12 protein-coding genes and 4 tRNA genes are annotated in these 14,773 nt (G+C 59.7%); 9 read left to right on the top strand and 7 right to left on the bottom strand.

Translation table 11 applies throughout. The features are described 5' to 3' along the window. Positions 1–78: 78 nt before the first annotated feature. Complete coding sequence (locus J1G35_RS18695) at positions 79–1,011, top strand: ABC transporter ATP-binding protein (protein ID WP_053128661.1); 933 nt, start codon at positions 79–81, stop codon at positions 1,009–1,011. Continuing rightward, positions 1,008–1,787, top strand: a complete 780-nt coding sequence (locus tag J1G35_RS18690) for an ABC transporter permease (protein ID WP_053128662.1) — start codon at positions 1,008–1,010, stop codon at positions 1,785–1,787. The genes J1G35_RS18695 and J1G35_RS18690 overlap by 4 nt, the downstream gene beginning before the upstream one ends. Before the next feature lie 125 nt (positions 1,788–1,912). On the opposite strand, the gene J1G35_RS18685 is transcribed toward J1G35_RS18690, so the two are convergent. Next, entirely contained in the window at positions 1,913–2,452 is a 540-nt protein-coding gene (locus J1G35_RS18685) for a TetR/AcrR family transcriptional regulator (RefSeq protein ID WP_082340903.1), read from the bottom strand. Between the two features lie 91 nt (positions 2,453–2,543). Here J1G35_RS18685 and J1G35_RS18680 point away from each other — a divergent pair, with 91 nt between their 5' ends. The 3 genes from J1G35_RS18680 to J1G35_RS18670 all read left to right on the top strand — a co-directional run bounded on the left by J1G35_RS18680 (position 2,544) and on the right by J1G35_RS18670 (position 6,912). Beyond that, on the top strand, positions 2,544–3,743 hold the full coding sequence (locus J1G35_RS18680) for an MFS transporter (RefSeq protein WP_053128666.1): 1,200 nt from the start codon (positions 2,544–2,546) through the stop codon (positions 3,741–3,743). Between the two features lie 88 nt (positions 3,744–3,831). Next, positions 3,832–4,980, top strand: coding sequence for a TDT family transporter (locus J1G35_RS18675; protein ID WP_223015693.1), 1,149 nt, complete (start codon positions 3,832–3,834; stop codon positions 4,978–4,980). A gap of 57 nt (positions 4,981–5,037) precedes the next feature. After that, positions 5,038–6,912, top strand: a complete 1,875-nt coding sequence (locus J1G35_RS18670) for an MFS transporter (RefSeq protein WP_223015692.1) — start codon at positions 5,038–5,040, stop codon at positions 6,910–6,912. 56 nt (positions 6,913–6,968) lie between these two features. Here the strand turns inward: J1G35_RS18670 and sugE are convergent, their stop codons facing one another. The 3 genes from sugE to rdgC form a co-directional block, all read right to left on the bottom strand. Continuing rightward, positions 6,969–7,283, bottom strand: a complete 315-nt coding sequence (gene sugE / locus J1G35_RS18665) for a quaternary ammonium compound efflux SMR transporter SugE (protein WP_017136389.1) — start codon at positions 7,281–7,283, stop codon at positions 6,969–6,971. A 107-nt stretch (positions 7,284–7,390) separates the two neighbouring features. Beyond that, the gene (locus J1G35_RS18660) at positions 7,391–8,356 is read right to left on the bottom strand and encodes a bile acid:sodium symporter family protein (protein ID WP_053128673.1); all 966 of its coding nucleotides are present in this window, start codon (positions 8,354–8,356) and stop codon (positions 7,391–7,393) included. 85 nt (positions 8,357–8,441) lie between these two features. Beyond that, positions 8,442–9,362 carry a recombination-associated protein RdgC gene (rdgC, locus tag J1G35_RS18655; protein WP_108574515.1) on the bottom strand — a complete coding sequence of 307 codons (921 nt, stop codon included), beginning with the start codon at positions 9,360–9,362 and terminating at the stop codon, positions 8,442–8,444. 159 nt (positions 9,363–9,521) lie between these two features. On the opposite strand from rdgC, the gene J1G35_RS18650 reads away from it, so the two are divergent. The 4 genes from J1G35_RS18650 (at position 9,522) to J1G35_RS18635 (ending at position 10,041) form a co-directional block, all read left to right on the top strand. Next, a tRNA-Val gene (locus J1G35_RS18650) sits at positions 9,522–9,597 on the top strand. A 19-nt stretch (positions 9,598–9,616) separates the two neighbouring features. Then, positions 9,617–9,693: transfer RNA gene (locus tag J1G35_RS18645), tRNA-Asp, on the top strand. 176 nt (positions 9,694–9,869) lie between these two features. Then, a tRNA-Val gene (locus J1G35_RS18640) sits at positions 9,870–9,945 on the top strand. Positions 9,946–9,964: 19 nt separating this feature from the next. Further along, a tRNA-Asp gene (locus tag J1G35_RS18635) sits at positions 9,965–10,041 on the top strand. A gap of 242 nt (positions 10,042–10,283) precedes the next feature. Here the strand turns inward: J1G35_RS18635 and J1G35_RS18630 are convergent. The 3 genes from J1G35_RS18630 to J1G35_RS18620 all read right to left on the bottom strand — a co-directional run bounded on the left by J1G35_RS18630 (position 10,284) and on the right by J1G35_RS18620 (position 14,663). Beyond that, on the bottom strand, positions 10,284–11,954 hold the full coding sequence (locus J1G35_RS18630; protein ID WP_223015691.1) for a methyl-accepting chemotaxis protein: 1,671 nt from the start codon (positions 11,952–11,954) through the stop codon (positions 10,284–10,286). Positions 11,955–12,013: 59 nt separating this feature from the next. Continuing rightward, positions 12,014–13,267, bottom strand: a complete 1,254-nt coding sequence (locus J1G35_RS18625; RefSeq protein ID WP_223015690.1) for an OprD family porin — start codon at positions 13,265–13,267, stop codon at positions 12,014–12,016. A 91-nt stretch (positions 13,268–13,358) separates the two neighbouring features. After that, positions 13,359–14,663, bottom strand: coding sequence for a citrate:proton symporter (locus tag J1G35_RS18620; RefSeq protein WP_032885984.1), 1,305 nt, complete (start codon positions 14,661–14,663; stop codon positions 13,359–13,361). Positions 14,664–14,773: the final 110 nt, after the last annotated feature.

Raw genomic sequence — 14,773 nt, 5'->3', positions numbered from 1 at the left:
GTCATGCGCCGCCGTTGAACTACGTGGGCTGCGCCCTCATCTACTGTGTCTAATCCCTTCTTTGGTGCGTATTCCGATATGAGTTCCGCTCTGTCCATCCGGCAGCTAACCAAAACCTACGGCAACGGTTTCCAGGCCCTGAGTGGTATCGATCTGGACGTTGCTGAAGGTGACTTCTTCGCCTTGCTCGGTCCCAACGGTGCCGGCAAATCCACCACCATCGGCATCCTCTCGACCCTGGTCAACAAGACCAGCGGTACAGTGAATATCTTCGGTCATGACCTGGACAAATCTCCGGCGGCGCTCAAGCGTTCCATCGGCGTAGTGCCCCAGGAATTCAACTTCAACCAGTTCGAAAAGACCTTCGACATTGTCGTGACCCAGGCCGGTTACTACGGCATCCCGGCGAAAATCGCCAAGGAACGCGCCGAGCAGTACCTAACTCAACTGGGCCTGTGGGACAAGCGCGACGTGCCTTCGCGTTCGCTGTCCGGCGGGATGAAGCGTCGCCTGATGATCGCCCGCGCACTGGTGCATGAACCGCGCTTGTTGATCCTCGACGAACCCACCGCCGGCGTGGACATCGAGCTGCGTCGGTCGATGTGGACCTTCCTCACCGAGCTGAACGAGAAGGGCATCACCATCATCCTCACCACTCACTATCTGGAAGAGGCTGAGCAACTGTGCCGCAACATCGGCATCATCGACCACGGCACCATTGTCGAGAACACCAGCATGCGTAACCTGCTGGGCCAGTTGCATGTGGAGACCTTCCTGCTTGACCTGAAGAACAACCTGTCGGTCCCGCCGCAACTGCTTGGTTACCCCAGCCGCCTGGTGGACAGCCACACCCTGGAAGTCCAGGTGGATAAAGCCATGGGCATCACTGCGTTGTTCACCCAGTTGGCGACCCAGAACATCGAAGTGCTGAGCCTGCGTAATAAAACCAATCGCCTTGAGGAGTTGTTCGTGTCCCTGGTGGAGAAAAATCTGACGAAGGTGGCGGTATGAGTTCTGAGCTGCAACCCAACCTCGTCGCGCTGCAGACCATCGTCTACCGCGAAGTGAAGCGCTTTACCCGGATCTGGCCGCAGACCCTGCTGCCGCCGGCGATCACCATGGTTTTGTACTTCGTGATCTTCGGCAACCTGATCGGCCGCCAGATCGGCGACATGGGTGGTTTCACCTACATGGAGTACATCGTGCCGGGTCTGATCATGATGTCGGTGATCACCAACTCCTACGGCAACGTGGTCTCCAGTTTCTTCGGCAGCAAGTTCCAGCGCTCCATCGAAGAGCTGATGGTCTCGCCGGTGTCGCCGCACACCATCTTGATCGGCTACACCCTGGGCGGCGTGCTGCGCGGCCTGATGGTGGGGGTGATCGTGACGCTGCTGTCGCTGTTCTTCACCCACCTGCAGGTGCATCACCTCGGCGTCACTATCCTGGTGGTGGTGCTGACGGCGACGATCTTCTCGTTGCTGGGGTTTATCAACGCCGTGTTCGCGCGCAATTTCGATGATATTTCGATCATCCCGACCTTCGTGCTGACACCGCTGACCTACCTGGGCGGGGTGTTCTACTCCATCACCCTGCTGCCGCCGTTCTGGCAGACCGTGTCGCTGGCCAACCCGGTGCTGCACATGGTCAACGCCTTCCGCTACGGCATCCTTGGCGTGTCGGATATCAAGATCAGCGTGGCGATCACCTTTATGCTGGTGGCGACGGTGGTGTTGTATATCGGTTGCGCGCGGTTGTTGGTGAGCGGGCGCGGGATGCGTACCTGATAAACGCGGTAGAAAAATGTGGGAGGGGGCTTGCTCCCGATTGCGATGTGTCAGCTACAGATAAGCTGACTGACATACCGCTATCGGGAGCAAGCCCCCTCCCACATTTGGTTTGTGTCAGGTCTTCAGGCCTTCAGTGCCAGCTCGATCAGCGCGTGCAGTTCTTCAACTTTCAGTGGCGCGGTTGAGAACAGAATACGAAACACCGTCGGCGCTGCGAGCAGATTGATCAAGTGGTCCACGCTCGGTGGCGCCGGGTCCGGATAACGATCGACAATCGCCTGAAACTGCCCACTCAAGATGCTCACGCAGTAGCCCGGCGTCACGCTGCATTGCAGGTCGCGCATCATGTTGCGCCCCGGCTCCGAACTCATCTCATCCAGGTATTGCTCGGCCCACGCCCGCAAGTCGCCACGCAGGCTGCCGGTGTTGGCGGGCTCGCTGTCGGGGCGCATGCGCGCCAGGGCCACGTCCGCGAGCAGCACCGAGAGGTCGCCCCAGCGCCGGTAGATAGTCGACGGCGTGACGCCTGCGCGTGCGGCAATCATCGGCACTGTGACACTGGAGCGCTCATGGGCTTCCAGCAAATCACGCACGGCCGAATGGACCGATTCTTGTACCCGGGCACTGCGGCCCCCCGGGCGGAGACCTTCTTTTATCGCCATGCTTGCGACCTTAACACAAAGAATTTGCTTTAAGCGCTGGCGGGTAGCACACTCCGCAAAAGCAAAATATTAGCTTTAGCGGAGCGTGCCCATGTCCAGCCTCACTTCTCATCGTTCCAGCCTGGTGTTCCTTGCGGTCACCTTGCTGACGTTTCTCGCGGCGTCCAGTGCGCCAACGCCGTTGTATCACCTGTATCAGGAAGGCCTGCATTTTTCCGCGGGCATGCTCACGCTGATTTTTGGTGTGTACGCCTTGAGCCTGCTGGCGGCGTTGTTGACCGTGGGATCGCTGTCGGACCATCTGGGGCGCCGGCCGGTGATTTTCACCGCACTGCTTCTGAATATGCTGGCGATGGTGTTGTTTATCAATGAAAGCAGCGTGGCCTGGCTGATCGCCGCACGTACCGTGCAGGGGTTTGCCACCGGCATGGCCACGGCGGTGCTGGGCGCGGCGTTGCTCGACACCGACCGCCAGCAGGGCCCGTTGGTCAACAGTGTGGCGCCGCTGCTGGGCATGGCGTGCGGGGCGATGGGCAGCAGTTTGCTGGTGGAGTTCGCGCCGCTGCCGACGCAGTTGATCTACTGGACACTGCTGGCGCTGATGCTGGTGCAGGCACTGTGCGTGTGGCGCCTGCCGGAAACCGTCCAGCGTATTCCCGGTGCGCTGGCTTCGCTGCGCCCAACCCTGCATGTGCCGCCCCAGGCGCGTCGGGCGTTATGGCTGTCGTTGCCGGTGGACGTGGCGGTGTGGGCGATGGGTGGTTTCTACTTGTCGCTGGCGCCGTCGCTGGTACGGGCGGCGACAGGCTCCACGTCCAACCTTATCGGCGGCGGCCTGGTGGCGGTGCTGACCTTGAGCGGTGCGCTGATGATCTTCACCCTGCGCAATCGCCCGGCCAGCAAGGTACTGCGCCTGGGCGCGATGCTGTTGGCTGTGGGCGTGGCGATGATCCTCACGGCGGTGCACAGCGCCAGCCTGCCACTGTTTTTTATCGCCACGTTGATCGCCGGCAGTGGCTTCGGCGCCGGCTTTCTCGGCGCCTTGCGCAGTGTGGTGCCGTTGGCCTTGCCCCATGAACGGGCAGGCTTGATGTCGGCATTCTATGTGTTGAGTTATTTGGCGTTTTGCTTGCCTTCGCTGCTGGCGGGCAACCTCATTCGCCGCTTTGGCCTGATCGCCACCACCGACGGTTACGGCGCAGTCCTCATTCTGCTGGCCCTCGGGGCCTTGATCGCGTTGCTGCTGCAGGATTCGGCAAAGTCCAAGGCGGCCTGTATATCTGCAAAGTAGATAACAGTTAGAGATATTACCCGTTATATAGATATTCGATCAGGTTCTACCATGGTCTCAACCTCATGCGAGGAAGAGGATTGCCATCATGACCTGCTCGACGACCATCAGCTACAAACCCTTCAGTCACCTGACCCGTCCCCGGGAAGTGATTCGTCAATTCACCCCCAACTGGTTCGCCGCGACCATGGGCACCGGCGTGCTGGCGCTGGCCCTGGCGCAGTTGCCGGCCAATCTGCCAGGTTTGCATGCCATTGCCGAAGGGCTGTGGTGGTTCACCATCGGCCTGTTCATCGTGTTCAGTGCCTTATATGCCGCGCGTTGGGTGATGTTTTTCCACGAGGCGCGGCGGATCTTCGGGCACTCCACGGTCTCGATGTTCTTCGGCACCATTCCCATGGGCCTGGCGACCATTCTCAATGGCTTGCTGCTGTTTGGCCTGCCGCGTTGGGGGGGCGATGTGATCCCGCTGGCCGAAGCCCTGTGGTGGCTGGATGTGGCGATGGCACTGGCCTGCGGTGTACTGATTCCCTTCATGATGTTCACCCGCCAGGAACACAGCATCGACCAGATGACGGCTGTCTGGCTGTTGCCGGTGGTGGCGGCCGAAGTCGCCGCAGCCAGCGGTGGCTTGCTCGCGCCGCATCTTGCGGACGCTCACTCGCAACTGGTGATGCTGGTGACCAGCTACGTGCTGTGGGCGTTTTCGCTGCCAGTGGCGTTCAGCATCCTGACCATCCTGATGTTGCGCATGGCCCTGCACAAACTGCCCCACGCCAACATGGCCGCGTCGAGCTGGCTGGCGCTGGGCCCGATCGGTACCGGTGCCCTGGGCATGTTGCTGCTGGGCGGCGATGCACCGGCCATCTTTGCCGACAATGGCTTGCCTGGCGTGGGTGAAATGGCCAATGGTCTCGGCCTGGTTGCAGGTATCACCCTGTGGGGCTTCGGCTTGTGGTGGATGCTGATCGCGGTATTGATCACCCTGCGTTACCTGCGCGGCGGTATTCCGTTCAACCTGGGCTGGTGGGGTTTTACCTTCCCGTTGGGCGTTTACGCCCTGGCCACGCTGAAGCTGGCGAGCCTGCTGCACCTGGGCTTCTTCAGCGCATTTGGCAGCATGCTGGTGGTGGCGTTGGCGCTGATGTGGCTGATCGTGGCCAAGCGCACCCTGCAGGGCGCCTATAAAGGAGAGCTTTTTGTTTCGCCGTGCATTGCAGGACTAGGGAATAAGTAAGCGGAGTTAGGTAAAGTCGTGGCCTGATAACTATTAGGCCACGCAGGAACACGGACGATGAGCCACCCCTCACAATTCACCTTGCTGCGCACACGGCGCTTCCTGCCGTTTTTCATCACCCAGTTGCTGGGCGCTTTCAACGACAACATCTTCAAGCAATCGCTGATCCTGGCGATTCTCTACAAGCTCACTATCGACGGTGACCGCGCCATCTGGGTCAACCTGTGCGCCTTGCTGTTTATCCTGCCGTTCTTCCTGTTCTCGGCGCTGGCCGGGCAGTTTGGCGAGAAATTCAACAAGGATGCGTTGATCCGCGCGATCAAGATCGGCGAGATCGTGATCATGGCCGTCGGCGCCACGGGCTTCCTGTTCAACCATCTGGAATTGATGCTGCTGGCGCTGTTTGCCATGGGCACCCACTCGGCGTTGTTCGGCCCGGTGAAGTACTCGATCATGCCCCAGGCCCTGCACGAAGATGAGCTGGTAGGTGGCAACGGCCTGGTGGAGATGGGCACGTTCCTGGCCATCCTGGCCGGCACCATTGGCGCCGGGATCATGATGTCGTCCAGCCATTACGCGCCGATCGTGGCGGTGGCGATTGTTGGCGTGGCCGTGCTGGGTTACCTGGCCAGCCGCAGCATTCCGCGGGCAGCGGCTTCTACGCCGCAACTGCGTCTGGACTGGAATATCTTCACCCAGTCGTGGGCCACGCTGCGCATGGGCCTGGGGCAGACGCCGGCGGTGTCGCGCTCGATTGTCGGCAACTCATGGTTCTGGTTTGTCGGCGCGATCTACCTGACGCAGATCCCGGCCTACGCCAAGGAGTGGTTGTACGGCGATGAAACCGTGGTGACCCTGATCCTCACCGTGTTCTCGGTGGGCATCGCCCTGGGCTCGATGCTCTGCGAAAAACTCTCCGGGCGTAAGGTGGAAATCGGCCTGGTGCCGTTTGGCTCGTTCGGCCTGACGGTGTTCGGCCTGCTGTTGTGGTGGCATTCCGGGGGCTTCTCGCAGAACGTTCAAGCCAACGATTGGCTCGCGGTGCTCAGCTATGGCCAGGCCTGGTGGGTGTTGTTCGATATCCTGGGCCTGGGTGTGTTCGGCGGCTTTTATATCGTGCCGCTGTATGCGCTGATCCAGTCGCGTACTGCCGAGAACGAGCGGGCGCGGGTGATCGCCGCCAATAACATTCTCAATGCGTTGTTCATGGTGGTGTCGGCGATTGTGTCGATCCTGCTGCTGAGTGTGGCCAAGCTGTCGATCCCAGAGTTGTTCCTGGTGGTGTCGCTGCTCAACATTGCGGTCAACACCTACATCTTCAGGATCGTTCCCGAGTTCACCATGCGCTTCATGATCTGGCTGCTCAGCCATTCCATGTACCGCGTGGAGCATCGCAACCTCGACCTGATCCCGGACGAAGGCGCCGCGTTGCTGGTGTGCAATCACGTGTCGTTTGTCGATGCGCTGTTGATTGGCGGCGCGGTACGTCGGCCGATTCGCTTTGTCATGTACTACAAGATCTACCGTTTGCCGGTGCTGAACTTTATCTTCCGCACCGCCGGGGCGATTCCGATTGCCGGGCGCAACGAAGATATCCAGATCTATGAAAAGGCCTTCACGCGCATTGCGCAGTACCTGAAGGACGGGGAGTTGGTGTGTATCTTTCCGGAAGGCAAATTGACCAGTGATGGCGAGATGAACGAGTTCCGTGGCGGGGTGACGCGCATTCTGGAAGAGACGCCGGTGCCAGTGATTCCGATGGCGTTGCAGGGGTTGTGGGGGAGTTTCTTCAGCCGCGATCCGAACAAGGGCTTGTTTCATCGAATCTGGTCGCGGGTGGTGTTGGTGGCAGGTGAGCCTGTTGCTGTGGAGGCGGCTACGCCTGCGCAGTTGCAGGCGGTGGTTGGTGTTTTGCGGGGGAGTGTCAGGTAGTTCTGTGCTGGATGTTCCGGACTCATCGGGGGCTTGCCCCCGATGGCGGTAGTGGCCTAAGCGCTGATCTTAAGCCCAACAAGCCCGCAAATGATCAACGCCACACTGGCCAGCCGGAACAACGCCATGGATTCCCCAAACAGGATAATTCCGGCGATCACCGTGCCCACGGCACCCACGCCGGTCCAGATGGCATAGGCGGTGCCCAAGGGCAGTTCTTTCATGGCCAGCCCCAGCAGGCCGAGGCTGATGGCCATGGCAGCAATGGTCAGGGCAGTGGGCAGTGGCTTGCTGAAACCGTCGGTGTACTTCAAGCCGACGGCCCAGCCGACTTCGAACAGGCCGGCAAAAAACAGAATAATCCAGGACATGATGACCTCGCTTCTATAGGCGGGGTCGTCCCCGGATTGTGCGCCTCGATAGCGTCGCGAGGTCGTCCCCGCGAAGCTAGGTAGAGTGCCGACAATTGATCATGCGATCAAGTTTGCGGCGTATTCTCCAGTGCGCGGCGGTCTTCTTTCTCGCTCATGCGGCGGAAATACGTCGACAGCAATGCCCCGGAAATATTGTGCCAGACGCTGAACAACGCACTGGGCACCGCCGCCAGGGGCGAAAAGTGCGCGCTGGCCAATGCGGCGCCGAGCCCGGAGTTCTGCATGCCCACTTCCAGCGCCAACGATTTGCGTTGGGCCAATGGCAGTTTGAACACACGGCCGGTGAAATAGCCCAGCAGGTAACCGAAGCTGTTGTGCAGCATCACCACGGCCATGATCAGCAGGCCCGACTCGGCGATTTTCGCCTGGCTGGCCGCCACTACTGCAGCAACGATGATCACAATGCTGATCACCGACACCAGGGGCAGCACGTCTACCGCGTGGCGGACCCGCTCGCCGAGCAGGCGTTGCGCGACCACGCCGAGCACGATCGGCAGCAGCACCACTTGCAGGATCGACCAGAACAACTCCATGAACGACACCGGCAACCAGGCCGATGCCAACAGCCAGATCAGTGCCGGAGTGAGCAGCGGGGCGAGGAGGGTGGTGACGGCGGCGATGGCCACTGAAAGCGCCAGGTCGCCACGGGCCAGCCAGGTCATCACGTTGGAGGACGTGCCACTTGGGCAGCAACCGACCAGGATCACGCCGACGGCAATTTCCGGCGGCAGGTGAAAGGCCTGGCACAGCAGCCACGCCACTCCCGGCATGATCACGAAGTGTGCGACTACGCCCAGGGCCACGCGCCACGGATGGCGGGCGACTTCGGCGAAGTCTTCAAGTTTGAGGGTCAGCCCCATGCCGAACATCACCAGGCCCAGCAGCGGGACGATGGCGCTTTTCAGGCCGATGAACCAACTGGGTTCGAGGAACGCGACGACGGCGAAAATCAACACCCAGTAGGCGAAGGTATTGCCGACGAAGCGGCTCAAGGCGGCGAGTGCGCGCATGGGGTGTCCTTGTTGTTAGAGGCTTGAAGTGCAACTGCGATCAAATGTGGGAGGGGCTCCTCCCACAATTTGATCTTCACACGGCTTAGATGCCTTGCGGGGTTTCTTCGCCGCCGAGGGCTTCGATCAGCGCCGGCAGGAAGTCACCGAAGGTCAGCATCATCAGCGTGAAGCTGGCGTCCAGTTGACCCAGGGCCTCTTCGCCACCGTCCTGTTCCGCCTGGTCTTGCAGCAAGTCTTCGAACTTCAGGCGCTTGACGGTCATCTTGTCGTCAAGCATGAAGGACAGCTTGTCCTGCCAGGCCAGGGACAGTTGGGTCACGACTTTGCCGGTGGTCAGGTGCAGCTGGATTTCTTCGCTGGTCAGGTCCTGACGCTTGCAACGTACGATGCCGCCGTCTTCGTGGGTGTCGCGCAGTTCGCATTCGTCGAGGACGAAGAAGTCATCGGCCGGTTTCTGGGTGGTGACCCAGTCGGTCATGATGGCCGTTGGCGCGGTTTTCACGGTGAGTGGGCGCACCGGCAGGGTGCCGATCACTTCACGCAGGGTGGAGAGCAGGTCTTCGGCGCGTTTCGGGCTGGCCGAGTTCACCAGGATCAGGCCTTGCTTCGGCGCGATGGCGGCAAAGGTCGACGAGCGGCGAATAAAAGCGCGGGGCAGGAACGCCTGGATGATTTCATCCTTGATCTGGTCGCGTTCCTTTTTATAGACCTTGCGCATTTGCTCGGCCTCGATCTCTTCGACTTTCTCTTTCAGTGCGTCACGCACCACGCTACCCGGCAGGATGCGTTCTTCCTTGCGTGCGGCGATCAGCAGGAAGTCACCGCTGACGTGAACCAGGGGAGCGTCTTCACCTTTACCGAACGGTGCGACGAAACCGTAGGTGGTCAACTCCTGGCTGGCACAAGGGCGCGCCAGTTTGGTGGCCATGGCCGCTTCCAACGCCTCGGCATCAACAGGCAGATCTTGGGTCAGGCGATAGATAAGCAGGTTCTTGAACCACATGGGGTGAGTCTCTCCTTTATACAAAGGGGGGCATTATTCTCTTGATAGCGCCCCAGGCCAACCCTGCCTAAGCCATTGGAAGGCCTCAAAAAAAAGATTTAAGAAAGTGCTTGCCAGACCCAAGGTCGCTCCGTAGAATGCGCGCCACACCGAGACGAAGGGTGATTAGCTCAGCTGGGAGAGCATCTGCCTTACAAGCAGAGGGTCGGCGGTTCGATCCCGTCATCACCCACCATTCGCTTCATGTGTTACGCGCAGCGGTAGTTCAGTCGGTTAGAATACCGGCCTGTCACGCCGGGGGTCGCGGGTTCGAGTCCCGTCCGCTGCGCCATATTCGGTAATCTGGAACGCTGAACGCCAGGTCACCACAGAAAGCCCGCTTAATAGCGGGCTTTTTGCTGTCCGGAATATGGCAAAAAATCGTGCGGTAAACTTTTTTTGAATAAACTGCATTTAAATCAAGACATTACGATTTTTTGGTGTATGATGCGCCCACACCGAAACGAAGGGTGATTAGCTCAGCTGGGAGAGCATCTGCCTTACAAGCAGAGGGTCGGCGGTTCGATCCCGTCATCACCCACCATTCGCTTCAAGTGTTACGCGCAGCGGTAGTTCAGTCGGTTAGAATACCGGCCTGTCACGCCGGGGGTCGCGGGTTCGAGTCCCGTCCGCTGCGCCATATTTGCTTCCGCCAAGGCCCACTGAGCGCCTGGAAGCCACGGAAATAGCGGCCTTGTGCCGCTTTTTTCGTTTCTGGATTCCACTGGAATCCACCTCCAGCCACTTGAAAAATGACCCAACGCGGATTGCTGATTGTTATCCCGGCAATTGTGGATAAGCACAGCAGCAGTGTCTTGGTGAAGGTTCATCTGGCCCCACCGCACGCAGGCGTTGCAATCTGAACGCAAGCCGGCGTCTCGGTTAAATCTTGAACTGCCTCAACAGACCTTCCAGGCGATGGCCGATGGCGTACAGCTCATCGACCGTGTGTACGCCGCTTTGCGTCTGGTCGGCGACGTTTTCAATCGCGCGGGCTATCTGATGGACGCTGCGATTGATTTCTTCGGCGACCGACGTCTGCTCTTGCGCTGCGCTGGCGATGTGCGCGTTCATCGTGTTTATGGTGACGATCAACTCGACTGCTTTGCCCAGCGACTGCCCGGCTTGTTCCGCGTGCAGGCTGGCGCCATGACCTGCTGCGCCGGAATGGCTCATCGCAGTGACGACCTTGGTTGTGGCCTGGTTAAGGCGCTCGATCATCGCTTGAATTTCCTGGGTGCTAAGTTGCGTCCGGCTTGCCAGCGCGCGTACTTCATCGGCAACCACGGCAAATCCGCGCCCCGCGTCCCCGGCGCGTGCCGCTTCGATCGCGGCATTGAGTGCCAGCAGGTTGGTTTGCTCGGCGATCGAGCGGATGACATCAAGCACCGTGACAATGCCTTCTACATCGCCTTGCAGGCTTTTCAATGAGACGCCTCCCGCGGACAGGTCCTCGGTCAGGGTACCCAGCCGGGCGATGCTTTCATTGACGACCTGCCTGGCGTGCTGGGCCTGCAAATCGGTTTCGCCGGCTGCATCCGAAGCGCTCTGTGCACTGACGGCTACCTCTTGCGCCGCGGATGACATCTGATTAATGGCTGCGGCGACCTGATCGGTTTCCTGGCGTTGCTGTTCCATGACCTGATCGATGCATTTGCTCTGTTCGGCCACCTGGGTGACCGATGTATTCAGCTCTCGGGCCATGCCGACGATCTGGCTGACCAGCCCATGAATCTTATCGGCGAAGGCATTGAACGACACAGCCACTTGGCCGAACTCGTCGCGGCTGATGGGTAAGCGCCGTGTCAGATCGCCTTCGCCCGCTGCGATTTCATCAAGGTGCTCGCGAATCCGCGAAAGGGGACGCAGGCTGCTTTTAACCAATAACAATGCGAGCACGCCGGTGATCCCGAGCGCAATCAAGGCGATGACGGTTATCCCGTAGACCAGGCTGCGCACACGCTGATGGATTTCCCCTCGTACTTTGGCCACCTGGTTTTCGATACTGTCGAGGTTAATCGCGGTGACCACCACCATGTCCCAGGCAGGCAGGTAAAAGCTGTAAGCCAGCTTGGGAACGACTTTATCCGTATTGATCAGGGCCCCCGAATAGTTGACGAAGTGGGTGTCGTTCTTCGCTGCGGCAACCATTTCCCGGTTCAGGTAAATCCCGTTCTTGTCTTTGCGGTCACTCATGTTAGTGCCGACGCCTTCGCTGCTGTCGCCACGAAACAGGCGCACGACCTGACTGTCGTAACCGATAAAATAGCCATCGTCCCCATACTTCATTTTCGACAGTCGCGCGATCGCCAGCGCACGCGTTGCGGTGTCCCCCGTCTCGGCCAGCGCATACAGTTCCGCCACTGAGGTTCGGGCAAGGTTGGCGTAGTCTTTCAAGCGTTCCCGGCTTTCATCAAGCAGGCGTTCCCGAGTCACCGTGACTTCCTGCTCGGCGCTCGACAGCAAGGTGGTGCTCGTTGTCAGCGCCAGCACCGTGGACAACAGCACCACCGGGGCCAGCACCAACATCAGTACTTTATTTTTAAACAGCATGCTTGGGGTTCCTCACCTGAATCTGTATGAAAGCGGCCGCAAGGGCCGCGATCGTCGACTTACCAAAGGGCGATGTCATAGGTGAGGTAGAGGCGATTGCTGTCGCGGCCGCGGGAGAACTCAGAGCGGTAGACATAGTTGCGCATGCGCACGCCCAGCCCCTTGAACGTGCCGGCTTGCACAACGTAAGCCAGCTCGGTATCACGCTCCCATTCCTTGACCGTGGTCGTGGACTTACCGTCATTGCCGCTCAGGTAGCGCGTTGAAAAGGTCAAGCCGGGCACGCCGACGGCGGCGAAGTTGTAGCCGTAGTTGAGCATCCAGGTCTTCTCGTCCTCCTCAATGAATTTGCCGATGCCGGCATTACTGAACGAGTAGACGGTTGCGCCGCTGATGTAGGGTAAACCGGCATCACCACGAAGGGCCTGGTAACCCCCTCCGACGGTATGGCCTGAGATCACGTAGGACAACTGGCCGCTGAACATGTCGTTGTCGATTTTGCCTGCGTAGGCAGAGCCGCTATCAACGCTGTTGAAGTAGCGCAGGTCGCTGGTCAGCACGCCACCGGCCAACGGCAGGTCGTGCTGGATGCCGGCGAAGTTCTGTCGGTAGAAGTTCTCGAGTTCCCCGTAGAAATAACTCAAGCGAAGGTTTTTGCCCCATTTGTACTCAGCCCCGGCGTAGTTGAAATCTCCGGATTTTTCCCCGCTGTAGCCATCAGGCACGATCGGCACGCTGTTGGTGGAGTCGCGCAATTTGAAACGGTCCAGATGCCCGCCGGTGACGGCCAGGTTTTCGATGTCAGTGCTGCTGACCTGGGTGCCCTGGTAGGTCTGGGGCAACAAGCGTGCATCGTTGTAAATCAGCACCGGTGTCTTGGGCAGCAAGGTGCCGTACTTGACGGTGGTTTTGGCGAACCTGGCTTTTGCGGTAGCGCCGGCGCTGGCAAACTCGTCGGCCGCTCGCCCGTCATCATGCACCGGCATAAGCCCAGTACCACTGCGACCACGCCCTGAATCCAGCTTTACGCCATAGAGTCCCAGGGCGTCCACGCCGAAGCCGAGGGTGCCCGCAGTAAATCCGGACTGATAGTCCAGCAGAAATCCCTGGGCCCACTCGGTACGTTCGCTTTTTGCCGTTCTGGCGGCTCGCGCACTCAAGCCGTGCTCGTCGCGGAAGTTCTCGTTGAAATACACATTGCGCAGTTGCAGCTTGAGTTTGCTGTCATCAATAAAACCTTCGGCGTTGGCCCCTGCGACGGGTACCAGGCCTAACGCGCAAAACAAAGCCCGACGGGTATACACATGGTTCATGGCAAATGACTCGTTGTTGTTATTTGGAGTGCAGGGCGACACGCGCCTCGTGAGTGAGGCGCGATGGAAGACAGCAAAGGTTATGGGTGAATCAGGTGAACAGGCTGATGGCCCCGGTCAACAAGGCCAGCGCGGTGACGACCAGAGAGGTCAGCACTGCCCATTTGACGGTGGCCTTCTGGAAGTCGCCAATATCGCGATCGACCATGCCCACCAGCAACAGGGTTGAGGCCACCAGCGGACTCATGAGGTGAACCGGCTGCCCCAGGATCGACGCGCGCGCGATTTCAACCGGGTCGATGCCATAAGCGGCGGCGGCATTAGCCAGGATCGGCACCACGCCAAAATAGTAGGCGTCATTCGACAGTACAAAGGTCAGCGGCATGCTGGTGATCGCAACCACCAATGGAAACAGGTGGCCCCAGGACGGCGGGATCCAGTCGACCAGGGTCTGTGCCAGGGCGTCCACCATCTTTGTGCCGGAGAAGATCCCGGCAAAGATCCCGGCGGCGAATACCAGCAACACCACGGTCATGGCGTTGCCCGAGTGCGCCAGGATGCGTTCTTTCTGAATGTCCAATTGTGGGTAGTTGATCATCAGCGCAAGCACGAAGCCGATCAGGAACAGGATCGCGGAATGCATCAGCCCCATCACCAGCGCCGCCATCACCGCTATCACCAGTACCAGGTTGACATAGGCCAGCTTCGGACGTTTGTGGGGCGTGTCCTCGAGAATCGCGTTGATGTAGCAATCGCCGCCGCCGCTTTGCAGTTGCACGTTGCCGATGCGCTTGCGCTCTGCGCGACCCAGTATGAAGGCCGTGAAGATCACCCACAGGGCACCGCCGATCATGGTCGGCAGCAACGGCACGAAGTATTCACCGGCATCCAGGCCCAACGCGGCAATAGCCCGTGTCGCGGGGCCGCCCCAAGGCGTCATGCCACTCATGATGCTCAGCGACAGCATGGAGATGGTCGCCAGGATCATCGGGTTCATGCCGATGCGTTTGTACAGCGGCAGCATCGCTGCGCAGGTGATCATGTAGGTCGTTGTGCCGTCGCCGTCGAGCGCCACCAGCAACGACAGCAGGGCAGTGCCCACCGCGATCTTCATCGGGTCACCGTTGACCCGCTTGAGGATTTTGCGGATCAGTGGGTCGAACAGGCCCGCGTCGATCATCAGGCCGAAGAACAGGATTGCAAACAACAGCAGTGCTGCAGACGGTGCGACCATTTTCAGGCCGTCGAGCATCATCTTGCCGGTGGTGCCGCCAAAGCCGCCGATCACCGCGAAGACGATGGGAACCACGGTGAGCGCGACGATAGGCGACAAGCGCTTCGTCATGATGAGGAAGGTGAATACGACCACCATGGCCAAGCCAAGGAAAGCGAGCATAGGACGATTCTCTTGTTGTTATCGTAAAAATGGCTGACGCCGAGGCGCACGAGCCCTGACCCGCCGGGCGGCACACGGCGCCTGGCGGGGAGGGGGGGCAGTCAAGTCCT

The sequence above is a fragment of the Pseudomonas sp. SH10-3B genome, assembly GCF_019891415.1.
Lineage (GTDB): Bacteria > Pseudomonadota > Gammaproteobacteria > Pseudomonadales > Pseudomonadaceae > Aquipseudomonas.
This window is presented reverse-complemented; position numbering and strand designations above follow the sequence as displayed.

Excerpts from the sequence above, each read along its gene's own strand:
- J1G35_RS18695 (WP_053128661.1), top strand. The coding sequence starts at position 79 with ATGAGTTCCGCTCTGTCCATCCGGCAGCTAACCAAAACCTACGGCAAC.
- J1G35_RS18690 (WP_053128662.1), top strand. The coding sequence starts at position 1,008 with ATGAGTTCTGAGCTGCAACCCAACCTCGTCGCGCTGCAGACCATCGTC.
- J1G35_RS18685 (WP_082340903.1), bottom strand. The coding sequence starts at position 2,452 with ATGGCGATAAAAGAAGGTCTCCGCCCGGGGGGCCGCAGTGCCCGGGTA.
- J1G35_RS18680 (WP_053128666.1), top strand. The coding sequence starts at position 2,544 with ATGTCCAGCCTCACTTCTCATCGTTCCAGCCTGGTGTTCCTTGCGGTC.
- J1G35_RS18675 (WP_223015693.1), top strand. The coding sequence starts at position 3,832 with ATGACCTGCTCGACGACCATCAGCTACAAACCCTTCAGTCACCTGACC.
- J1G35_RS18670 (WP_223015692.1), top strand. The coding sequence starts at position 5,038 with ATGAGCCACCCCTCACAATTCACCTTGCTGCGCACACGGCGCTTCCTG.
- sugE (WP_017136389.1), bottom strand. The coding sequence starts at position 7,283 with ATGTCCTGGATTATTCTGTTTTTTGCCGGCCTGTTCGAAGTCGGCTGG.
- J1G35_RS18660 (WP_053128673.1), bottom strand. The coding sequence starts at position 8,356 with ATGCGCGCACTCGCCGCCTTGAGCCGCTTCGTCGGCAATACCTTCGCC.
- rdgC (WP_108574515.1), bottom strand. The coding sequence starts at position 9,362 with ATGTGGTTCAAGAACCTGCTTATCTATCGCCTGACCCAAGATCTGCCT.
- J1G35_RS18630 (WP_223015691.1), bottom strand. The coding sequence starts at position 11,954 with ATGCTGTTTAAAAATAAAGTACTGATGTTGGTGCTGGCCCCGGTGGTG.
- J1G35_RS18625 (WP_223015690.1), bottom strand. The coding sequence starts at position 13,267 with ATGAACCATGTGTATACCCGTCGGGCTTTGTTTTGCGCGTTAGGCCTG.
- J1G35_RS18620 (WP_032885984.1), bottom strand. The coding sequence starts at position 14,663 with ATGCTCGCTTTCCTTGGCTTGGCCATGGTGGTCGTATTCACCTTCCTC.